Below are 22,261 nucleotides of genomic sequence, written 5' to 3'. Positions count from 1 at the left end.
AGTGAACTACAAAATACTGGTGGTGGATGATGAGCCTCAAATCCAAACGTTTATGCGCATTTCATTAGCGGCTGAAGGCTTTGATTACGTGGGAGCCGACTCGTTAGCCACGGCAAAAGTGCAATTTGAGCGTGTTCAGCCGCATGTGGTGGTGCTCGACTTGGGATTGCCTGATGGTGATGGTATTGAGTTCCTATCGATGATCCGTCAGTCAAGTAAAACGCCTGTGCTCATCCTAACGGCACGGGATCAAGAAGAAGAGAAGATCCGCTTGCTGGAGGCTGGAGCTAACGACTACCTCAGTAAGCCATTTGGCATTAAAGAACTTATTGTACGGATTAAGGTACTGCTGCGAGACTTGGTCAGTGACCATTTTAGCGACGATATCGTTACTTTTAGTGCGCTCAAACTACAAAAAAGTACCCATCAATGCTGGCTGTACGATACCGAAGTGATTCTGACCAAAAAGGAGTTTGCGTTTCTTGAAATGCTCATGATTACACCAGGGCAACTTGTGAAACAAACAGACTTATTGAGAGAGGTGTGGGGCGAAAGTCATACCGACGATACCCACTATCTGCGCGTTCTGGTTAGTCAGTTGCGCAAAAAACTTAACGACAGTGCAGACGAACAACAGCTCATTAAAACCGAATCAGGGATTGGCTACCGTTTAGTTTCGATGGAGCCATCTCGTGATTAATCTCAAGAATACCGTTCGACTCTTGGTTATGCCCATGCTTTGGATGGGGATTGTGCAAGGTTCATTTGGCTTGTTGTCGCTGTTTGTTTTTCAAGATCATATTTCAGGTGACTTCTTCTCTCCTTCGGCGGTAATGATTCTCTCTGCTTTTTTGTTATCCGTTCTATTGCGAAAAAGTGAGCTGCATAAAGTCACGTTTCGAGATGCGTTAATGTTTGCCAGTTTAACTTGGGTATTAACAGGCTTCTTAGGTGCATTGCCGATCCATTTCGTTACCAAAGTCAGTATGACTGACGCAATATTTGAGTCCATCAGTGCCTTAACCACCACAGGTGCCACCATCCTGGCTGGCTTGGACGATATGCCGAAATCTTTTCTCTTGTATCGCCAATTTCTTCAGTGGATGGGTGGATTAGGCGTGGTGATTTTTGTCGTCGCGGTATTGCCCATGCTCAATGTCGGAGGAATGCGACTGCTTAAGGCAGAAACGCCTGGACCGATTAAAGATGACAAGCTTTCGCCCCGTATTAATAAGACAGCACATTATCTCTGGGGTGTGTATTTGGCGATTACCGTTGCGTGTGCGTTGGCTTACTATCTTGCAGGGATGTCGGCTTACGATGCCATTGCGCACAGTTTTACCACGGTTTCAACGGGCGGGTTCTCGACGCATGACGCCAGTATGTGGCATTTTGAAAGTCACCTTATCCTTATGCTATCTAACATTTTCATGATGTTGGGCGCGATCAGCTTTGGTCTTCATTTTCGAGTATTTCGAAGTGGTTTTGCAGGGCTACGTCTGTATGTCTCTGATGAAGAGTCAAGAGTATTTATTCTTACAGCGATTGCTCTCTCCTTTGTTTTGGGGTGGTACATTTTTAGCCATTCTGCCTATGACGATTTTCTTACCTCACTGAGTTTTGCCATGTTCAGCGTCGTCTCATTTATGACCAGTACAGGATTTGGGGCAGCGGATTTGGGCAGTTGGCCTGCGGCAAGCGCTCTCTTTTTGGTGTTTTGTGCCTATCTTGGTGGTTGCTCAGGTTCAACCGCAGGGGGCAATAAATTTGTGCGCGATATCATCACGTTTAAAGTGATTCGCCGAGAAATTCGTCAGCTTACCCATCCCAGAGCCATTTTGCCGATCCGTTATCAAGGGCGTGTTGTAACCTCTGATGTGACCAATGCTGTGATGGCTTTTATGTCTCTGGCAGCGCTGACCACCGTGGTGTTCACTTTGCTGATGATGGCAACAGGACTGGACTTTTGGTCGTCCTTTACCGCAGTGGTAGCGTGTATCAATGTGCTTGGACCTGGTTTTGGCGTGGTAGCAAGCAATTTTCAACCTGTTTCTGATACAGGCATCTGGATATTAAATCTGGCAATGATCCTTGGCCGACTGGAATATTTCACGGTGTTAGCCATGTTATTGCCACACTTTTGGAAAAAATAGTAAAGGTATTGTCATGGCACATTTTACTGTCATTGGACTTGGACGTTTTGGTATCGCGGCCAGTCTTGAACTGATCCATCTCGGACACACCGTGACGGGCGTTGACCGCGACCCAAAAATCGTTGAGAAATATGTCGAGGAGTTAACGCAAGCCATTATTTGTGACTCCACCGATGAGAATGCGCTGCGTGAATTAGATCTTGGCAACAGTGAAGCGGTATTGATCGCGATTGGGGAAGACATGCAGTCAAGTTTGCTTTGCACTTTGGCATTGAAAAATCTCGGTGTTAAAGAGATTTGGGTTAAGGCCAGTACCAAAGCACATCACACCATAGTGTCAAAACTTGGCGTTCAACGTATTATCCATCCAGAAGAGGAAATGGGCGTGCGTGTCGCTCAGGCACTAAACTACCCTATGGTGAATAACTACTTGTCCTTAGGTCATGGGTTGTATGTGGTTGAAATTCATATCAGAGCATCGTTACACGACACTCCGATTGGACAAATTCTTGGTGATGCCAAAGGCAGTGTGCAAACGGTTCTCATCAAACGTGAACAAGACGTGCTCAATCAGATTGGTCATGATTTTGTCTTGAAAGCGAATGATATCATTCTGTTGTGCGGCACTCGCGCTGAGCTAAAATACCTTGCCCCAAGGTTGGTGTGACATGGTATTGTGGCACCCCTCTATCACGCCGATAGAACGTAAACCTAAGTCAGGAAAAAAAATAGTTGGTGCGCCGCCCCTGATTTTAAGTGGCAGCTTTTTACTGCTCATCCTGCTGGGTACGGCATTACTCAAACTGCCTATCGCGGCTCATGAGCCTATCACTTGGATACAGAGTTTGTTCACGGCTACCTCAGCCGTAACGGTGACAGGGCTAGTGGTGGTTGATACAGGCACTCAGTTCACCTTATTTGGGCAAGTTGTCATCGCTTTACTCATTCAGTGTGGTGGCCTCGGACTCATGACCTTTGCCATTGTGACCTTGATTGCTTTGGGAGGGAAAATCGGCTTTTTAGAGCGTACCGTCGCAAGAGAAGCATTTAATCAAACCGACTCCTCAACGCTTGTTGCGACCGCTAAATCCGTGCTGATGTTTGCTCTGACCGTCGAACTGGTTGGGATGACCATACTCACCTGGTATTGGAGCGATGAACTTGGCTGGGCAACCAGTTTATTTCACGGTTTTTTCTATACCATCAGTGCGTTTAATAATGCAGGGTTTGCCTTAAGTGCTGATAGCTTAATGCCTTATGTGGATGACCCCGTCGTTAACCTGACGATTACAGGACTATTTATCATTGGCGGGTTAGGCTTTTCGGTTTGGATGGATTTAAAGCGAAACCGTCGGTGGTCAAAGCTGACGGTTTATAGCCGCATGATGATAACGGGAACCGTGCTTATCAATGCCGTGGCAGTGATAGCCATCTACCTAATCGAGCGTGATAACCCCAACACCTTAGCGCCACTCAGCGAACTCGGTAAGTGGCTGGCTTCTTGGTTTCAGGCGGTAACCCCAAGAACCGCAGGCTTTAATACACTTGCGATTGACCAACTCGAAGATGCAACAACGGCAATTATTCTAGTGCTGATGTTCATTGGTGGTGGTTCGTTAAGTACCGCAAGTGGCATCAAAGTTGTCACCTTTATGGTATTGATTTTATCGACGTACGCTTACTTACGTCGTGATGAGCAAATCCATGTGTTTAAACGTGAAATCGCGAAAGATACGATCAGCAAAGCTCTTGCACTGACGATGATTTCGGTTGTAGTGACGTGGTTAGCCATCTTTGCATTACTCTTGACGGAAAATGCCCCGATGATAGATGTCGTGTTTGAAGCGGTTTCTGCATTAGGTACGGTGGGGTTATCTCGTGGCTTAACAGGTCAGCTTTCCGCATCGGGTGAACTCATTATCATCTTTATGATGTATATGGGGAGATTGGGTCCATTAACCTTGGCGTACTTTTTAGCCAGCCCACGCCAGAAAAAACTGCGTTTTGCGGAGACAAAATTAGCCATTGGGTAAGGTTTTAAAGCTGGCACAAGGAAGTGCTCAAATGCTTAATGAATTAACATTTATTGCAATCTCACAACTGTAAACAGCTTTAATTGCCAGTAGTGTGAATTACTGCGGGTGTCTTCTTATAAAAACTCTCGTGGTGAAAATTAGCTGTGACGTAGATAAGAAGATTTGCGCGTTGTAGACATACAAACTTCATTGCAGAGCTACTTGAAATAATCTGAAATATTAGCGTACTCCAGAGATCGTAACTCGGAAATGTCCAGAGGCGTGCTGGCGGGGCATGAAACACGAAAATGCCCCAAACCTTGTTGTTGAGTGGTTTACAGCATTTTGCTGGTAACTCATTATGCTATACATTATCTAATGTCATCATGTGCTGAGAAGAGAAAAATGAGCAAAATGCGGCCATCAGAGAAAGAACTTCTAGAGGGAATGACCCCTTCTACTGTACACACTAATGAAATTGCAAATGTAGCATCAGGTGAGTTAGGGCTAGAGCAAAACGATTATCTTACGGAAGAAGAGAAAATGAGATTAGTTTGTTCTCGTTTTTTAGATATCACAGAAGATGACTTAATGGATGGCGATTATTTTTTCACTGAATTAGATTCGGGTAAGTATGATGAAGCTTAGCTTGCGGATATTATACACATAATGTCTGAAATCTACCCACCTTTGAGCCAACTGGTTTGATGTTTTCACGCCATTGTCCCAATGCGTTTATCTGACGCATTTTTGCCCCAAAATGTGTCGAAACCTTTTTGAGGAAATCATGAGAATCTTATGTTGGAATGCCTTCGCAAATGACCAAGCTCATTGTGCCATCCTCGCCGTATTACTTAACCTGCCCTCATATTAACTTGGATGTGTATGAGTTTTTGTTCATTGCTTATCTCTTCTATGGCATCATAGTTACTGTGTAGCGATGCAAGAATATTAAATGCCTCAGAAGATCATAAAATCAAGAGTCAGCCTACTTGGTAAGTACAAAGGGATTGTGTTCGGGAAGCACTCCCTCAAGGTGGTAGGTAAGTCATCCTCTAGAACAATCAAGTACTCTAATATACTTGGTTTCTGCACCATAAAACGTTCTATTTTTGGTCACAACCTTCAAGTCACTACTGATAACGGGGTGGTTGTTATTAGTGGTCTGAGTCATAGAAAGATCATTCCACAATTCCACGCAATTAATCGATCAATTCAAGTAGCAATCGAATCCAAAATAACAGACACATACACTCGATTTTCAAAAGCCACAGTAGGTCAATATCTGCGTGAGTCGGCTATCCCTGACGTTCAAGCGATCATTGAACCAATGGTTCGGTTATTCAACAAGACACCTGATGCATGGGAAATATACCTATCAGGCGAACCGCTACAAAAGATTAAGAAGCTATCTGAGTTAAGCCCAATCTCAAGCTCTGCAAACTATCTGAGAGAGTTGCACGTTGGTAGAGTGCTCAATGCCCGTAAAAACTTCTACGATAGCATTGAGAGCAATCCACTTACTGAAGAACAACGATTATCAGTAGTTCAGCACGATGACTTCAATATGGTTCTTGCTGCCGCAGGAACAGGCAAAACATCTGTTATAGTCGCAAAAACAACGGATATTCTTGAAAGACAATTGGCTAAGCCTGAAGAAGTAATGGTGTTGGCATATGGTAATGCCGCTGCCGAAGAACTTCGTATTCGCTCCAAAGAACGACTGAAAGCTGCGAATATCCACCATTATGACCTCGACAAGCAGATCTCCACGTTTCATAGCCGTGGCTTCCAAGTTATCGCCGCAGCTCAGAAGCAATCTGTGGAAGAGTTTCGTAAATTGAACATGAGTTGGTTGGTAGAAAAGCCAGCATTGCTTGAATTTATCAATAATTGGCTTGTTACTTTCATCGAAGAGAGTGAGGAAAATCTTAACACTTTCATTGAGACGATATATTACGCATACAACCCATTCCTATCTGAGTCTGAAGAAGCCCACCAAGAAGCTTTGAAAGGTAAGAAGTACATCACGTTGAATGGTGTTGAGGTAAAAGGCTATCAAGAGGTATTGATTGGCAACTGGCTATTCAAGAATGGCATTGAATATGTGTATGAGCCTGATTATAGCAATCGTCTTGGTATCAATATTGGTTTTCCATATCGTCCAGATTTCTATGTGAAACCTGTTGAAGGAGCAATAAGCGATCAGATTTACATTGAGCACTTTGGTATCGATAGAGAGGAAAACACAAGAGCTGATATCAATAAAGCTAAATACAATCAGGGAATTAAAGACAAAAAAGCTCTTCACGAAAAGATGGAGACTGATCTGGTTGATACTTATCACTATGATTGGTGTGAGGGCAATCTTGAAGCCGTATTAGAAGCTAAGTTGAGGGCATTAAATGTAGTGCCTAAGCCAATATCGAAGGAAGAGATTCTTGAGGCTGTAAGAAAGCAAGACTTCATCAAAAATGCTGTTAATGAGCTTTCCGAAACGCTATCAGCCGTTCGTTCAGAGGCGATTGAGGGTTATGAAATCCAGCGTCGTTTGGAAGTAGCAGATATCCAAAATGCACGCAGTCATATGGAATTGATTGAGGGATTTAGACAAGCCTATGTTGGTGAGTTGCGTAGCCGAAACCACCTTGATTTCGATGACATGATCCTTTTGGCAACTCAGTACTTGAAAGAGGGCATGTTTAAGCCTGAGTGGAAGTTCATTCTTGTTGATGAATTTCAAGATATCTCCGTTTCTAGGTGGAATTTCTTGATGGAGCTGTTGAAAGCGTCAGGAACAAGTCTCACTGTAGTGGGGGATGACTGGCAGGCTATCTATGCGTTTGTTGGTGGTAAGCTCGAATACACGACACGATTCCAAAATAACGTTGGTAATCATGCCCTGACCAAATTGCAAAAGACCTTTCGATACAACAATAGTATTGCTGACACTGCTGGCGGCTTTGTAATGAAGAACCCAGAGCAATACCAGAAGCAGATCGTCACGCATACTCAAGTTGATTCATCAGAAGTCTTTCTGATTGATAATCATGATGCCAATGAAAAAGATCCTACTGAAGCTACTTTGAATGCTGTTGAGAAAGCGATAAAGGAAATCTATGCAGATGATGCTGATGCTTCAATTGGTATCCTGACCCGTTACCGTAAGAGTCAAACAGCAGCAGCTCAGCGCTTCACGAAGAAACGTGGGTTCAAGAATATGAAGTTTTGGACGTTGCATGGTTCGAAAGGTTTAGAGGCGGATTACTGCTTTGTTTTAGATTTAAACCAAGGATACTTCGGCTTCCCGACTGAAAGAAAAGAGAACGAGGTTGTAAGTGCGTTGATGCCAACAGTTGATATGTATCCGCATGCTGAAGAACGACGTTTGTTTTATGTAGCAATCACTCGTTCAAAGAAGCGTTGCTATTTGGTTGCTGACCCGAAAGAGCCGTCTGAATTTGTCCTTGAGTTACTTAGTCCTGAATATAAAATCAATATAGTGTCAGAACACTTCACTCCTGAAAAATTGGCTGCAAGGAAATGCCCCAACTGTAAAACAGGATACCTCAAGCCAAAGAAAGGTGAGCGTGGTACTTACGTGTGCTCTACAGGATTAGGCTGTCTGACGGAAGCTGTTGAATGCGAATGCTGTGCTGATGGTCTAGCGGTTAAGAAATCGAGGTATGGTGAGTGTTTAACTTGTAAGGCTAAGTTCCAGCTATGCCCTCGTTGCAAATCACCCAAAATTACAAGACTAGGCAGGTATGGTGTGTATGTAGCTTGTTCTGGTTACAAAGGTGAGGAGAACGAGGATTCGTGTAAGTTCAGGGATAAACTGTCTCCTAAAGTGAAAGGCAAAATTGGGGCGAATGAACGTATTCCTTACTCTGGAATTTTGTAGACTAATCATAAGATTATGCGATTATTGCTTGTTATACTATGTAACTTGTAACTTGTAACTTGTAACTTTGAGATATTATCTGTAGGGGAGTATTGGCGTGACAACTTTAGTCATAATCGGTAATGGTTTTGATATTCAGAATGGATTACCTACAAGTTATTGGCATTTCCATCAAAACCATCATGATGATCTAAACGAGCATTTTGTCTTTTTCCCTGAGTTTTACGATGATCAAGAGTGGTCTAACTTTGAAGAAAACTTAGGTGTTTTCAATGAGGGTGATTTCAGCGAGCAAGCCGTATTACAGCCAAGCTTAGATGAGCTGGCGGACTCTTCAAGTAGCTTACTGTATGGCTATGAAGATGAGATGACTATAAAAGTAGATGAATTGGTGGATGCAGTAACAGATACGTTCAAAACTTGGATAAGAGCAATAGAGGTAACCACAGCCACGCAATTATTTGAATTTCCTAATGGATCTAAGTTCATTAACTTCAACTATACATCTACTCTCCAAGACATATATTCAGTTCCTGACGAAGATGTTCTGCATATTCATGGTAAAGCCAGATCGAATGTCATTTTTGGACATGGAATCGGGAATGGCAACCAATCTACATCGATACCATGGAATGAAGACGAGCCTTGGTTTGATGAGTCCCAAAGAACAGTTGCTTCAGTTACAGATAAGTTTCACAAACCAGTAGCTGAGATACTAGAACGTCATCGTGCTCAACTAGAAGGCTACGGAGATGTTACAAAAATCATTGTGATAGGCCATTCGGTCAATGATATTGATGTTCTGTACTTTAGATGCATCTTGGAAGCTTACCCTAATGCTGTTTGGGAGAACTGGAATTATGGTGATGGCATATCGTATACGCAAGATAAATTGATAGCTCTTGGCGTGCCTCAACATCGGTTAAGTTCATCTCCTTCTAGTGATCTCGAGATAACCTATCCGATAACTGGATAGGCGAGTGTTTGAGATTACTTGAGTTATATAGCGTCAGTTTGATCTGCTCTTGTAAGACTGGACATCGACTTAAGCGAGTTTTGTAATACTTTAAGTAATCAAAATCTTGCTAAATTAGCAATTGCGATAAAACATGTCCATTTTTGAGTTACGATACAAGCATGCCTACTGTACGATCTAGTTGTGACCAACCAGCGGATGTGTAAGATCGAGTATGAGTTGCTACACTTTAGCCTTCGATAACTCTGCGTCAAGATCAAACCCCGAACAAATTCTCATGTATGCGGGTTTGCTGTTAATTGCCATTGTTAATATTTCCATGTCACCGATAAAAATGGTGGCAGTTTTAGAACGCGTTAGCGCTGTATAAATCATACTGTTCTCCACAAAAGATGTGGAGGTGGATTTGGGTAATAGAACTATCGTGAAGGTAAACTCTGAGCCTTGTGTTTTATGAATGGTGATACCATAAGAATGTTCTAACCCAGCATCAAAACAAGTGTTCTCATCTATAGTGATAGTCCTTTGACTAAACTGGCAGACAAGTTTCTTTTGTATATCTCCGCCAGCTTCAACTTGTTCGTAGTGAATGTCAGTGACAGTTGCAATGTCACCATTGTATAGATCAAGTGGTGCAAAGTTTTTTGTGACAATAACTCGTTCACCTATACCAAATCCCCATAAAGTTTGGGAGTCGCTACACTTTCGCTCATTTATTATGAACTGGTTATTTATCGATACAGTAGAAAGTAGGTTATCTGCATTTGAAAAAGGTGTAATGACTTGGGAACTATCTAACCCAAGTTTTTTGGATAACGCATATGCATTTGCAATGATTTGTGAGTCATTAACTTGCAGGTAGTAGACGCCAGCTTGACCTTTAAATGAACTTAGGTGGGTTAGGGCGCTTAGTGGATTGCTTGAAAACTCATATGTTCTGTCATCCCATTTATCCTGTTTGAGATGACCTACGGCTCTTACAAGTTTCGCAACATCTCTGATCGGATTGTCAGATTTCTGCCTATGGACAGTACTAAGTTCACTGTATGGCAAAATATCAGGCTTCAATCTGCCTAGGTTTACGAGATGTTGCCAAATAACCCCAAAACCAACAGGAGCGATTTGAGCAATATCTCCCACCATTGAGATACTGTAATCAATAGCATGTTTATCGAACAAAGATGCAAACTCAACTATAAGTGATAAATCCAGCATTGAAGATTCATCAAACACAATTAGTGGCTTCTGGTGTAGCTGTATTGCTTTATTTATATTTGGATTTTCTACGGTTAGTTCGACCTGACGAATTATCCCTCGCACCGTATAACAACATACCTCATCTTCGCTGTCTCCGAAAAGATTTATGTTTGATTTTCGAATCACTCGCATTCGTTCCAACTCATCCTTAACACGTTTTTTGGCTATGCCTGAAACTGCAACAAAATACACAGCTCTGTCTAGACGGTTACACACGTACTTAATGCATGCCAGAGCAGTACTTTTACCAGTTCCCCCCTCTCCCTGAGTAACTGAAAGATTATGGCTCAGCGAGTTGAGTGCGAGTGTTTTTTGCTCTTCTGTAAGGTGGAATCCCTTAATTTTAAATAAGTATCCATCAAACTCGTTTATCAGAGTGATGATTCTTTCATCTGATGGTTTTGCTTCAATTGAATTGACTAATTTCTTCGCCATTGATTTTTCGACGATGTTTTCAAGATAGGCTAATCCGACACCTTGATAGTTTCCTTTACTAGTTCTACATAGAACCATTTGTGACAGTCCTGTGTTAATAGCCACATCAACTAATTTTTCTCCAATCAACGATGATAGTGCTACCCTGAATTTTTCTTTACTTATAGCAGTATGGTTTTGCTTTAGTGAGCGATATACAACGTAGTCAATTGCACCAATCAACCTAAAAGTGGAGTTGTCTGGAATATTAATTTCTTTGGTCTTTCGTAATCGTTCGGCAACCCCCCATGCATTATTAAATCTACAGCCGAAGCGAATAGGAGCGTAAGGATTACTCGTCAATAAAGCCTTTGTGTTTCGCCCTAATAACCTGATGAGTCTATGCGCTGTACGTTTGTCATACCCAGCCATTTCGATAAATTCAATAGATTCAAATTCAGCCTGAACGGAGTTGTATGCCGTTAGAAACGCGAGTCCACGTTCGGTACTATTAAATGCATCAACAATGGCAGCTAGATTGTTGTTTTTTAGTTCATTTAAGAACAGTCTTGCAGATCCAACTCTCCGAATTGCTGTTTTAATTCGTTGCTCTCCACAACCAATTCCTCGGAATTCGGGATGCTTGAAGAATAGTTGCTTTGTAAGGGTAGGTAACTCGTGTTGACGTAATGCTCGTTCTAGAACACTAAGATCGTGCTCGACATCATGAAAGGCAGATAAAAGTAACCTGCCTGATATAGCCGAGTATTGAGAGCGGTAATTGACCAGATTTTTATTGTTTGTGCAAGAAAATATCCATACTTCACCTTCACAAGGTGTCTTATATGTATCTTCGTTATTGATGAGTATAGACAGTCTTTTATTGTTCGCAGTGTTATTACCATAAACAATATAAGAGTTCCTTAATTTACTGGTATTTGTTACCAATAATCTAAGCTCGATCAAATGTCCGCCCTCCGCTGAGAATAGAATTAGCGATCTGCTCTGCATGGCACGCCATATGGTTTTTTACAGTTTGCTCAGAGCCTGCCAAACTCACTTCCAAATTAAATATTATTGAATCCTTCTCTTTCAATTGCTGCTCAAGCATTTGTATGCGGGCATTGAGAGTCAGTATTAGAGCGCCTTGTTCATTTATATCTCTTGCTTGATCAGCAACCAAATTTTCATGTTTTTTTTCTATTATTGATTTCGGTTCTTGATCCTCAATTCCAATATCTCGTATGTCTTCAGGAAGTGCCTTCCTGATAGTAGAGTTGTTATACAATGTTGCGCGATCCTTAAAAGCACACCATTTAGCCAGTTTAGTCACATTAATTCCCAGCTCATTCGTACCACGTTTGTCGCGTGGGAATTTGATTCCTTTATCACGCATCTGATTAATCACTTGTTTATAGCATTGGACGTATAGCGAAGATTTGGCAACACCACGCAGATTCTCTTGCTCAGCTGTCAGTTTGATTGGTTCAATGTTCATCTTTATCCTTTGAGAAGGGCAGGTTTGGTACGTTCCTGCCAAGCTAAGTAGGGTTGAGCCTGATCTGAACTAACAAGAGTTTCACCGAAATACTCAATACTCCCGTCGGGCATTAAGTCTAATCCTACTTCTTCATGGTCCAAGATTTGGGCAAGTGCTCTACATAGCATTTCAACTACAATGTCCGCTTGTCTGATATCAGATACCTCATGTAGTGTCAGTTTGGACTGAGACACAGTAGAAAGTGCTAGTTCTACCTGTTGTAGATTCAATCTCAGTTTGTTTATCTTTTCGTTTAAAATTCCAATTTTGGACTCATATATAGCCTTTTGATGTACCCAATTTTTTGGTTCAGGTTGTGCCAATGAGCCTATTTTACCCATGCTAGGTGCAATTTTTAGTAATGCACTATCGAGGTATTCACGGTAGTAACCACCTTTAGCCGTGCTCTTAAGTAACGTGGAGTATCCAATTCCCGTTTCCCTAGCTAATTTACTCGCTAGCTGATCCATATTTGATATACTCACCTTGAGGCTTGGGGTCTTGATATATGTATCAAGTATCTCAACAACGCGTTCTATTCGATCAGCGAGAGACTCCGTTCTCTTCTTTTTATTACCCATTAGATAAGGCCTCTAGTACATTACTTTGCAATGGGCTTCTTATTAAAGGTTGAGTATTAGATAAATCACTCTCAATTACGTCTATGAGTTGTTCCTTAGTGATAATTTTGGCATCCAACATGCTCATAATTGGAGACATAATGTGTCGAGGATCTAGAGAATGATTTACGAAACAGCTTTCGACTCCTCTCATAACATCTTCACTAGCCCGTTTAGATTCCAATAGAATGCGTTTCTCAATTTTTGCGATAATTTTTTCTACTTCAGGACTGTTTAGTGACGGAACATCACTCATAGTAGTCATATGATTTAAAAATAATTCAGGGAGTGACATTTTAAATGTCTCGCACGATATCGTCTTTGATAACAACTTTGGTGCAGAAACAACAAACTTGTTATTATTCTTTTTATCCAACAACTTTAACCGTGTTTGTTCTACGATACGCAGGGCAGCTTGCCAACCAAGCAATTCACTCTTCAAAACAGATTGCTCTCTTTTAAGTTGAGCAACCTCTACTTTGTGAACAACCTTGTCATCAATTTTACTCCTGTTTAAATTTATCAGGGATGTTACGTTACTCTTTAAATCTATTTCCAACCGCTGAACTATACGCGAAATCGATATCAGATTGTCTATATGGCAAATCTTAATACGGCAAACTCCACATCGTTGATAACCACCATTTTCAGTAATTATATCTGATGGACATTCCATGTTGTGAACACAGATATGTGTGGATGAAAAGGCAATCATCGACATAGGAGTAGAAGTAACAAGATCCATACCTGTAGGGTTAATGATTTCATTACCGTCATCATCAACAGTTACAATTGGAATTGATGTAAAACCATATAAGCTCATTGTCTCGGAAGGACGATGTTTGAATGACTCCTTTACTTCAGATTGAGAAACATCCATAGTGCGCATAGGTACGATTTTATCTGTGTTGTTGCTACCACGCACTAGCATCAGATTGGCTCTGCGATATTCACCAACCTTACGCGCTCTTTCTTCTTCTGTTTCTTTGAAGTAATAGAAGGTTGTAGCCACCTTCATATGACCAATGTTTTTACTAACAGTCTCAATAGGAATGTAGCCAACTCGGTGGCTAACGTACGTTGTTCTAGTTGAGTGAGGTGACAGTAATGCCAGTAGTTTTACACGATGACCCTGAGCATCAAACCCAAGTTTGGCGTTTTTTCCTGGAACCTTGGCTCGGGTAACGTATTCACTATCAGATGAGATTATCTTTTCAACCGTTTGAGATGTCATACTATCTTTACTTGATAATGGAACCATCTTAACAAACTCGCATTCTTCTATGACATCGTTAAATGAGTTATTGATAATACTTTGTGAAATGTTTAAGAATGCCTTCCAAATGTCTGCCCACACAATTTCTGAAAAGGGCTGTCCTGATGCGTTGCGAAATAATACATCGACTTCTAAGCCTGTATCATTATAAGAAATCAGATGATCAACATCTGCTCTCAAATTTTGAAAGTCCCTTTCAGCTCTGAGCATTGTTACAACATCGATGTGTGAACTCGCTTTCCAGGGGTTACGTCTACTTTTATCAGTGCTAATCAATAGTTGAACGATCCCGTCCTCATTTTTTGGGTCTACGAACTGATCGAAAAAACGTTTATCTAAATAGCGGATATGTTTATGCCGTATTCCCTGCTCAAGAGCCACTATAAATCCTCTGATTGGTCCAAGTAGAGGGGTGATCATGTGTTCTGTTTTTGTTTCTATGGTTCCAAAGTTAGTCATCGAGAATAGGTTTTCGATGATTTTCGAGGGACTATCTAACCGAACGTAGGAGTATTTAAGTTCATCATTAACGTACCATACTATTGGAGAAAATCCTGCGCAGTCATGGGAATAAACAGCACGTTTGAGAGCCTTATTATTATTTTCACCAACGCGTATAAAATCATCGTAATACGCTAAAGGTATCGCCCAGTGGAACACGTTAGCTATTGTCTTTTTTTCTACAATATCACCATTTAGTGGAGTGTTATCTACTTGATATTTCAATATTCCAGCAGGAGTTGAAATTCTTCCACCAATTTCAATCAACCTATATTGATTATCAGAATGGTATGAAATTGCAGGTCTAAAACCGAGTAGTTGATAATTATATCCTTCTAGCACCCGCTCTTGGAGATAAGCACCATACTTTTCAATGGCATAGGCGATTTGCAAAACTACGGCGTATTCATCTCTTGTAAATACCTTTTTGACAGACTCGCTCAGAGATCCTAACTTGATGCCTCGTTGTGATTTATGCCAAGCGTTAGTGAATTCCATTGGTAATAGCAGTTTACCTCCTGAGCCAACGTGTTCGGTATTAAAACGAAAATTATCCTCAACTGAATTAATTGCTGCCTTTACCCATGTCGCCACCGAAACTGATTTACGTAGTAAAAAATCGCTCAGTGTGCGTGGCCATTGGTCAGTATCTTTGTCTTGATTGGAGTGCGAGCGAACCACGAATGTTTCTCTATCCATATCCCTAAATCTCGTTGGAGTGAATATGCCTTCGATTTCTGCTTGTTCTGGAAACATATCGCACCAACAAGATACATAACCAATGTATTGGTAAATAACATTCCATCCCCATTGGGCATTCGCAAAAGAAGGTTTAGAAAGAGATTTTAGGTGGTTGTCCTTATACGTATCCCATGCTCTGAAGTCAGGTTTCCCAAGCAAACCGCGATTGTAAAATTCTTGAGTGGCTTGGTAATCATTGTCAGCGAAGAACTGAAAAAGAGCTTCTTCATCCTTCTCGTACATGACCTCATCAAAATTAAATTGCGATATAGACTGGAGTTGGAGTAATTCAGATTTGTAGGGAACGGTGATAGCACGTGTATGACCACTTAATATGTCTTTTTTATGACAACCTAATTTGGTTGCAAAAGCTCGGAAATCCTTTAATCTAGAACGTAGAGCTTTAAATGGGATGACTCCACCTGATAGTTCCTTGAGCAGGCTAGCATCAGCAGGCCTCTTTATGTCAAAAGTGTCATATAGGCAGAGTAATTTTATAATGCCATCGTAAGATTTAATATTAATCTCTTGGGGTGTATACAGAGTACTACAATAGATGATACTTGACATTGCATCGTAACATCTTCCTTCTTCATGTTCGATGACTAGTGCCTCTAGTGGAGTAGCGCTCTGAATGTCGTTAATAAGCTGTGTAAACTCATTTTGTAACAACATGCAGTAAGCATTAGACGCTCCGTACATTGGCGGTTTTGACTTGTGGTTAGTCGGTTTAAACTGAGCAAATTCTTCAAAGCGTTTCGATCCTAGCTCAAAATCGGCTGAAACTGGTAATACAACTAAGCCCTCTCTCCAAAGTTTGATTAGTATTAACCTAGAATACAATATTACCGCTTGATATGCCCCTTTACTAATTTGTTCGGGTTTAATTCCAACAGATAGAAATAATTCCTCAGTATGTTTTATGAATGCGACTGCACCAATATTTCCCTTGTGATTATGTTTGTTTGCGTTGCTCTTTCTGGTTGCAAAGTTGGAAGCGCTAGCTGTTTGAGATGCGATTGAAAATAGTTTTCCTGTATCCGTTATATTTTCAGCTATTTCACAGATTACGCATCGTACATCAGCCCTGCCTATACTAATGTTTGAGCTTCGATCTAATATTTCCATCTCTGGAATACAAAACTTTTTGTCAACACCGACATTAGAAAAGAAGGCAGATACACGAGTCTTAAGATCTAGAGCAATTTCCGTACAACGCTTATTAGCTTTGTCTTTACCAGATGGGTAATAAAGTGCATTTGTTGTATTGAATATCATTTTTTATGATCCTCTAATTTCAATAGCATCCCCTCTAATTTTTTTGCTTGGGCTAGATGATAGTGTTGTTCTTTCAGTAATTCAGCCTGTTGTTCATTTAAGTTCAGGCGTGTAACCTCACGAGCAAGCTTGTGCTCTTGATTTAATTTTTCTGAATTGTCTCTGTTGTATTTTTCTGTGCTAAGAGGGTTTGTATGACCTATCAATTTGCTGATATCGTTGAGTTCATAACCGTAAATTAGCTTTCCATCCTCAGTTAGGCGAGGGCATTCAGTATTTAAATAGAAAACTAGTGCATGTCGAGCAAAATGCGGCCCGTGTAGTAGTTCTTCTGAAATGCCAGCATCCATTAAAGCTTTTTTGAATCGGGTAACTATATTAGAGTGACTGCGTTTTTCATCGGCTCTTTGAGTCAGTAGGTAAGGACGACCTTTATTAATACCTTTCTCAAATGTGAACAAAAAATCATGGCTATAATCAGTGATCATAGATGTTAGGAGTTCGTGCAGTGAATTCCAGAAAATTCCTTCAGCTACACCAAACAGGTTTACTTCGTTGTTCAGAGTTCTACGCCCTTTCCATGCAGAACATAATCTAATTTCTTCTAAGGTTAAGCCACGTTTTGATATGTTTGGGGTCAAAAAGATCCTTCGCTCTGTAAAATCAATATGTGCTAATTGGAGTAGCAATGCTTCACTAATCCGTAATCCGCTAGCGAATAGCAGGGCATATAACGTTCTATCACGAACTGATAAGGATTCCTGATTGAGCAAGGTTTTTATTTCTTCCTGCGTAATCGCAACTTTATCGCGAACAGGCGACTCATCAGTGGGTTGACGTGAGAATATTTGATTCATTTCTCCTTTAATATTATGCGCACCGAGAATTCCACCCAGAGCGGTATTATTCTGCCAATATAATTTTTGTGAATGTGAAAGTTCTGATGAATTCCAAACTTGATCAAACAACGGCTGGTATTCGGTCTCTGATGGAGAGATACCCATTGCGCGGCAGGCTCTGGTATGAGTTGCCCTAGCATAACGTTCAGATATTTTGATGTAGTGCTCAATTGCATTTAAATGCACATTTATTGCATTATTGCCAAGATTGGGACGGAAGCTTTCCATTAATTCTCGCAAAACTAGAACTTCATGCGTGGCATTCTTTTTTGGCTCTTTTTGGATGTATGCTGGGTAGCTAGTGATTACTTTATGTGCATGAGTTAAATTTAAAGGGACGTCAGATCCCATAACACCTGCTTCATGGAGGTAATCTATAAATTTAATGACAGCTCCTCTGTATGAATTGAGAGTGTTAGGACTCAGATTTTGCTTTTTAGTTGTAGTTTCGGCTAGACGTACCACTTCCTCTTCGTAAGACCGAAATTCCTCGATTTCACAACCATCACTAATCCTGTAGAGGTGATGAGAGGTCGTTTCGACTACTCGAGAATTAACAATCGTCGTTTGTCTGTTGGTTACGTATCTGACATTTTTTAATTTCATGAGAGCAGTCAAAGTCCTTTAATTATAATCAATATTACAATAACTCATTGTTGTATAAGGCTCAATGTTATCTTTCTATTAAAAATAGAATGAGAATGACTGATATAATACATAATGGGCAAACTCCGTTTGTCACTTTCGGCTTTGGTCTAGGGACCAGTTGGGCCTCTAAATTGATTCAACAGTCAATTTTGAAAAATCGCATTGCTGGCTTAGGCAAAAATCGTAAAACGGCTGTATTCCCTAAATTGGTATTTGCCATCAAAGATGGCTTAAATCATAAAGCGGAAGATCCAAATTATGACATTAAACAACTCGCATTAGAGTGTGCGACCAAACGCATGTACCCGGATATTCTCAACTACGACAAAGTAGTTGAAGTGACTGGTTCATTCAAAACCCCAATGGGTTGCCGCAGCTTCTTAAATACATATGAAGAAGGTGGTGAGCTGATTCACGAAGGGCGGAATAATTTGGGGGTAGTCAGTCTCAATTTACCTCGTATCGCGCTGAAAGCGGGCCGAAATATTGAACAGTTCTACACATTACTCGATAAAAAATTAAAACTGGCTCGCCGTGCTTTAGAAACTCGCATCAGCCGCCTTGAAAAAGTCAAAGCACGCGTCGCACCTATTTTGTATATGGAAGGGGCATGTGGTGTTCGTTTAAAAGCCGATGATTCTATTGCCGATATATTCAAAAATGGCCGAGCATCTATCTCTTTGGGCTACATCGGTGTGCACGAAACCATTACTGCACTCTATGGCAGTGATACACATGTTTATGATGATAGTGAACTGCGAGATCGCGCGTTAGATATCATTAAATACCTGAAAGGGGCCGTTAACCAATGGGCGGAAGAAACCGGTTACGCGTTCAGTTTGTACGGTACGCCAAGTGAGAACCTCTGCAGCCGTTTCTGCCGTATTGACACCAAAGAATTTGGTGTGATTGAAGGTGTAACGGATAAAGGTTATTACACCAATAGCTTCCATTTGGATGTGCAAAAGAAAGTTAATCCATACGATAAGATTGATTTTGAGATGCCATATCCAGAGGTTTCAAGTGGTGGATTTATCTGTTATGGAGAGTTTCCGAATATGCAGAAAAACATAGAAGCGCTTGAAAACGTTTGGGATTACAGTTACAGCCGTGTTCCTTATTATGGGACCAATACGCCAATTGATGAGTGCTATGAATGCGGTTTTACTGGCGAATTTGAGTGTACGAGTAAAGGGTTTACCTGTCCTAAATGTGGTAATCACGACTCATCCAAAGTCTCCGTAACCCGCCGCGTGTGTGGCTACCTTGGTAGCCCAGATGCTCGTCCGTTTAACTTCGGTAAACAAGAAGAAGTTAAACGTCGCGTTAAACACTTGTAAGTGATAGTGAGTAACCTGTTGGCATGAATTATCACCAATATCATCCGATTGATGTTGTGAATGGCCCGGGGACGCGTTGTACGCTGTTCGTCTCCGGCTGTGAACATCAGTGCAAAGGATGTTATAACAAAGGGACTTGGTCGCTGCATTCTGGCCACACTTACAATGAGCAACTAGAGCAGCAGATCATCACCGATTTGAACGACACGCGCATCAAGCGCCGAGGATTATCCTTGTCGGGTGGCGATCCTTTACACCCGCAAAACCTTGCTTCTATTTTGCAGTTGGTTAAACGAGTAAAGACTGAATGTGTGGGGAAAGATATCTGGTTATGGACGGGATATACCCTAAACGAACTCAATGATGCTCAAAGACAAGTCATTGAATATGTTGATGTCTTGATTGATGGAAAATTTGAACAGGATAAAGCCGATCCAAGCTTAGAATGGCGAGGCAGTGCCAATCAAATAATCCATCAATTTAAACTGTAAAAATTATGTATCTAGTGCTAACTTGAAGGTCATTACTTGAATTTCAAAGGGTTGTGACCTTCATGTTTTCACATTTACCAACACCAACACTCGATCCAATACTTTCATTATCGGTTGCATACCGCAACGATCCTCGCAGCGAAAAAGTTGACCTAGGCATTGGCGTTTATCGTAATAGCCAAGGAGAGACGCCGATTATGCGCGCCATTGCCAAAGCGCAAGAGCACGTGATTGCCACACAAACCACTAAATCGTATGTTGGGCTTGCTGGGTGTGAAGAGTTTAACCAAAGCATGGTGAACTTATTATTGTCTGGCACTTCAGTGCTTGATCGTGTGGCTGCGATTCAAACGCCCGGAGCAAGCGGTGCGCTGCGTATGCTCGGTGACTTAATGCACGTAGCACAACCCGAAACGACGGTATGGATTACTGACCCAAGTTACGTCAATCATAAACCTGTGATGGAAGCGGCGGGTTTAAAAGTGAAATATTATTCTTACTTCTGTCGCGAGACTAAGCAAGTCGATACTGCGCGGATGCTTGATGATTTATCGCAAGCAGGGCCAAAAGATGTGGTGCTTATCCATGGTTGTTGCCATAACCCAACGGGCGCGGATATTGATTTCGCCGCATGGCAAGCGATCACCAGTCTTGCGCAGAAAAATGGCTTCATCCCTTTTGTTGATGTTGCCTACCAAGGGTTTGGTGAAGGTCTTGAAGAGGATGTGAAAGGGCTGCGTTTTATGGCAAACAACGTCGAAGAGATGTTGATCACCACCTCTTGTTCAAAGAACTTTGGTCTCTACCGAGAACGAACAGGTGCCGCGATTGTGGTCGGTAAAAACGCACAAGATGTGGCGAATGCGAAAGGTAAATTACTAACGTTAGCCCGTTCGACCTACACTATGCCGCCCGATCATGGTGCGGCATTGGTGAAAACTATTTTACAAAATCAAGCATTAACCGCGATTTGGAAGCAAGAGTTAAGTGAAATGCAACAGCGTTTGTTAAACCTGCGTCAAACCTTGTGTAATCATTTGAGAAATCAGCACAATACTTCACAATTCGACTTTATCGAAAGTCACAAAGGGATGTTTACTGTGCTAGGCTTTACTCCAGAACAGATGGCTCAGCTACGAGATCAATACGGAATCTATGGGGTAGGTGATGGCCGAATTAACATTGCAGGCTTATCAGAACAACATATTCCGTATGTTGCTCAAGCCATAGTGAATGTCTCTTAAATATTTATCAGTTTGATTAGGTGGGTCAATGAAACAACACTTGAAACTTATTGCTCTTTTAATGTTGAGTACTGGTTTGATGGCATGCAGCACGCTAAACCAAACCTCAACACAACCAGAGCAAAAGCCAAAAGTTGAAGAGCCAAAACAACAAAATACTGAGGCACAAAAACCGGTTAAAAAGCCCTCGAAAGAGCCAGTAGTTGTGGTCGAGGCAAGGAAAACCTCAGACGGTAAGCTTATTTTAGGTGAAAAAGAGTGGGTCTATGTGCCGGGCTTGAACGAAAGCTTCAAAGCGCGTATCGATACCGGAGCCACCACCTCTTCAATTAGCGCTGTGGATGTTGTTGCTTTTGAACGCGATGGAAATGATTGGGTCAAGTTCAGGATTGAACACGATGACATCAAAAGTGATGAGATAAGTTTACCTGTTGAACGCTGGGTCAGAATTCGGCAATCCAGCGCAGAGGGTACACAAAGACGTGCGGTCGTTATCGCTTGGATTGAAATTGGTGATCTCAAAGAGAGAACCGAATTTACGCTTGCCGATCGTACACATCTGACTTACCCATTGTTACTTGGTCGTAGTTTCTTTAAAGATGTAGCGCTTGTTGATGTGAGCCGTAAGTACATTCAGAATAAACGTAAATAGAGATACCTCGCTTCTTAGCTCAACCTAACCGCCAGCATTTGTTGCTGGCTTTTTCTTACCTCCAATTCCCTAGTTGTAACAGCAGTCTTCATACCTCACTACTTTATTCGATATTTGCTCAATAAAATGATGTGCTGTGTTGAATAATGTTTGAAAACCATTGTGTTAAGTTTGTTAAAAAGACGATGGCGTCTAAAATTAAAACATACCACCTGCATTGGTAAACCTAGAAGGTGTTAACTCAGAATTTGATATACAAAACACTGCTTAAACCCACGCCGAGCAGTGATATGACTGCTAATAAGGAAATTG

Annotated in this window: 15 protein-coding genes and 1 pseudogene; 11 read left to right on the top strand and 5 right to left on the bottom strand. The window is 41.4% G+C overall.

What is annotated here, in order from left to right; all coding sequences use genetic code 11:
• Nucleotide 1 precedes the first annotated feature (1 nt).
• The 7 genes from AACR75_RS11490 to AACR75_RS11460 all read left to right on the top strand — a co-directional run bounded on the left by AACR75_RS11490 (nt 2) and on the right by AACR75_RS11460 (nt 9,048).
• Nucleotides 2-700 (top strand): response regulator transcription factor, encoded by a 699-nt coding sequence (locus AACR75_RS11490; protein WP_047690402.1) that lies wholly within the window; start codon nt 2-4, stop codon nt 698-700.
• Nucleotides 693-2,153 carry a TrkH family potassium uptake protein gene (locus AACR75_RS11485; protein ID WP_047690400.1) on the top strand — a complete coding sequence of 487 codons (1,461 nt, stop codon included), beginning with the start codon at nt 693-695 and terminating at the stop codon, nt 2,151-2,153. Before AACR75_RS11490 ends, AACR75_RS11485 begins: the two co-directional genes overlap by 8 nt.
• Nucleotides 2,154-2,166: 13 nt before the next feature.
• On the top strand, nt 2,167-2,820 hold the full coding sequence (locus tag AACR75_RS11480) for a potassium channel family protein (protein WP_025787165.1): 654 nt from the start codon (nt 2,167-2,169) through the stop codon (nt 2,818-2,820).
• A gap of 1 nt (nt 2,821) precedes the next feature.
• The gene (locus tag AACR75_RS11475; RefSeq protein ID WP_047690397.1) at nt 2,822-4,186 is read left to right on the top strand and encodes a TrkH family potassium uptake protein; all 1,365 of its coding nucleotides are present in this window, start codon (nt 2,822-2,824) and stop codon (nt 4,184-4,186) included.
• Nucleotides 4,187-4,573: 387 nt separating this feature from the next.
• Nucleotides 4,574-4,816, top strand: a complete 243-nt coding sequence (locus AACR75_RS11470) for a hypothetical protein (RefSeq protein ID WP_029628096.1) — start codon at nt 4,574-4,576, stop codon at nt 4,814-4,816.
• Nucleotides 4,817-5,123: 307 nt separating this feature from the next.
• Entirely contained in the window at nt 5,124-8,072 is a 2,949-nt protein-coding gene (locus tag AACR75_RS11465) for a UvrD-helicase domain-containing protein (RefSeq protein WP_052190347.1), read from the top strand.
• Between the two features lie 97 nt (nt 8,073-8,169).
• Complete coding sequence (locus AACR75_RS11460; RefSeq protein WP_047690394.1) at nt 8,170-9,048, top strand: bacteriophage abortive infection AbiH family protein; 879 nt, start codon at nt 8,170-8,172, stop codon at nt 9,046-9,048.
• A gap of 222 nt (nt 9,049-9,270) precedes the next feature.
• Here AACR75_RS11460 and AACR75_RS11455 read toward each other — a convergent pair whose 3' ends face one another.
• The 5 genes from AACR75_RS11455 to AACR75_RS11435 are packed head-to-tail and all read right to left on the bottom strand — an operon-like array spanning nt 9,271 to nt 18,180.
• Nucleotides 9,271-11,685 (bottom strand): ATP-dependent DNA helicase, encoded by a 2,415-nt coding sequence (locus tag AACR75_RS11455; protein ID WP_047690392.1) that lies wholly within the window; start codon nt 11,683-11,685, stop codon nt 9,271-9,273.
• Nucleotides 11,672-12,217, bottom strand: a complete 546-nt coding sequence (locus AACR75_RS11450) for a hypothetical protein (protein WP_047690390.1) — start codon at nt 12,215-12,217, stop codon at nt 11,672-11,674. The genes AACR75_RS11455 and AACR75_RS11450 overlap by 14 nt, the downstream gene beginning before the upstream one ends.
• 2 nt (nt 12,218-12,219) lie before the next feature.
• Complete coding sequence (locus AACR75_RS11445) at nt 12,220-12,840, bottom strand: hypothetical protein (RefSeq protein WP_047690388.1); 621 nt, start codon at nt 12,838-12,840, stop codon at nt 12,220-12,222.
• Nucleotides 12,833-16,675 carry a hypothetical protein gene (locus AACR75_RS11440; RefSeq protein ID WP_047690385.1) on the bottom strand — a complete coding sequence of 1,281 codons (3,843 nt, stop codon included), beginning with the start codon at nt 16,673-16,675 and terminating at the stop codon, nt 12,833-12,835. Before AACR75_RS11440 ends, AACR75_RS11445 begins: the two co-directional genes overlap by 8 nt.
• A complete protein-coding gene (locus tag AACR75_RS11435; protein WP_047690382.1) occupies nt 16,672-18,180 on the bottom strand; it encodes a tyrosine-type recombinase/integrase in 1,509 nt (502 codons plus the stop codon). Before AACR75_RS11435 ends, AACR75_RS11440 begins: the two co-directional genes overlap by 4 nt.
• 110 nt (nt 18,181-18,290) lie before the next feature.
• On the opposite strand from AACR75_RS11435, the pseudogene nrdD reads away from it, so the two are divergent.
• The 4 genes and pseudogenes from nrdD to AACR75_RS11415 form a co-directional block, all read left to right on the top strand.
• Nucleotides 18,291-19,562: pseudogene (nrdD, locus tag AACR75_RS11430) on the top strand (anaerobic ribonucleoside-triphosphate reductase); the annotation flags it as partial.
• 23 nt (nt 19,563-19,585) lie between these two features.
• Entirely contained in the window at nt 19,586-20,053 is a 468-nt protein-coding gene (nrdG, locus tag AACR75_RS11425) for an anaerobic ribonucleoside-triphosphate reductase-activating protein (protein WP_047690379.1), read from the top strand.
• Nucleotides 20,054-20,115: 62 nt separating this feature from the next.
• On the top strand, nt 20,116-21,297 hold the full coding sequence (locus tag AACR75_RS11420) for an amino acid aminotransferase (protein WP_013867862.1): 1,182 nt from the start codon (nt 20,116-20,118) through the stop codon (nt 21,295-21,297).
• Between the two features lie 28 nt (nt 21,298-21,325).
• Nucleotides 21,326-21,949 (top strand): ATP-dependent zinc protease family protein, encoded by a 624-nt coding sequence (locus tag AACR75_RS11415; protein WP_010320469.1) that lies wholly within the window; start codon nt 21,326-21,328, stop codon nt 21,947-21,949.
• Nucleotides 21,950-22,261 lie beyond the last annotated feature (312 nt).

Source organism: Vibrio sp. ZOR0018, assembly GCF_963865925.1.
In the GTDB taxonomy this organism is placed as follows: domain Bacteria; phylum Pseudomonadota; class Gammaproteobacteria; order Enterobacterales; family Vibrionaceae; genus Vibrio; species Vibrio anguillarum.
Note: the sequence above shows the minus strand (reverse complement) of the source record. Positions and strands in the feature narration are given on the sequence as shown.

What these genes read in the sequence shown, in the direction of transcription:
- AACR75_RS11420 (WP_013867862.1), top strand. Translation starts at nt 20,116, where the DNA reads ATGTTTTCACATTTACCAACACCAACACTCGATCCAATACTTTCATTA.
- AACR75_RS11470 (WP_029628096.1), top strand. Translation starts at nt 4,574, where the DNA reads ATGAGCAAAATGCGGCCATCAGAGAAAGAACTTCTAGAGGGAATGACC.
- AACR75_RS11445 (WP_047690388.1), bottom strand. Translation starts at nt 12,840, where the DNA reads ATGGGTAATAAAAAGAAGAGAACGGAGTCTCTCGCTGATCGAATAGAA.
- AACR75_RS11435 (WP_047690382.1), bottom strand. Translation starts at nt 18,180, where the DNA reads ATGAAATTAAAAAATGTCAGATACGTAACCAACAGACAAACGACGATT.
- AACR75_RS11465 (WP_052190347.1), top strand. Translation starts at nt 5,124, where the DNA reads ATGCCTCAGAAGATCATAAAATCAAGAGTCAGCCTACTTGGTAAGTAC.
- AACR75_RS11440 (WP_047690385.1), bottom strand. Translation starts at nt 16,675, where the DNA reads ATGATATTCAATACAACAAATGCACTTTATTACCCATCTGGTAAAGAC.
- nrdG (WP_047690379.1), top strand. Translation starts at nt 19,586, where the DNA reads ATGAATTATCACCAATATCATCCGATTGATGTTGTGAATGGCCCGGGG.
- AACR75_RS11415 (WP_010320469.1), top strand. Translation starts at nt 21,326, where the DNA reads ATGAAACAACACTTGAAACTTATTGCTCTTTTAATGTTGAGTACTGGT.
- AACR75_RS11475 (WP_047690397.1), top strand. Translation starts at nt 2,822, where the DNA reads ATGGTATTGTGGCACCCCTCTATCACGCCGATAGAACGTAAACCTAAG.
- AACR75_RS11480 (WP_025787165.1), top strand. Translation starts at nt 2,167, where the DNA reads ATGGCACATTTTACTGTCATTGGACTTGGACGTTTTGGTATCGCGGCC.
- AACR75_RS11450 (WP_047690390.1), bottom strand. Translation starts at nt 12,217, where the DNA reads ATGAACATTGAACCAATCAAACTGACAGCTGAGCAAGAGAATCTGCGT.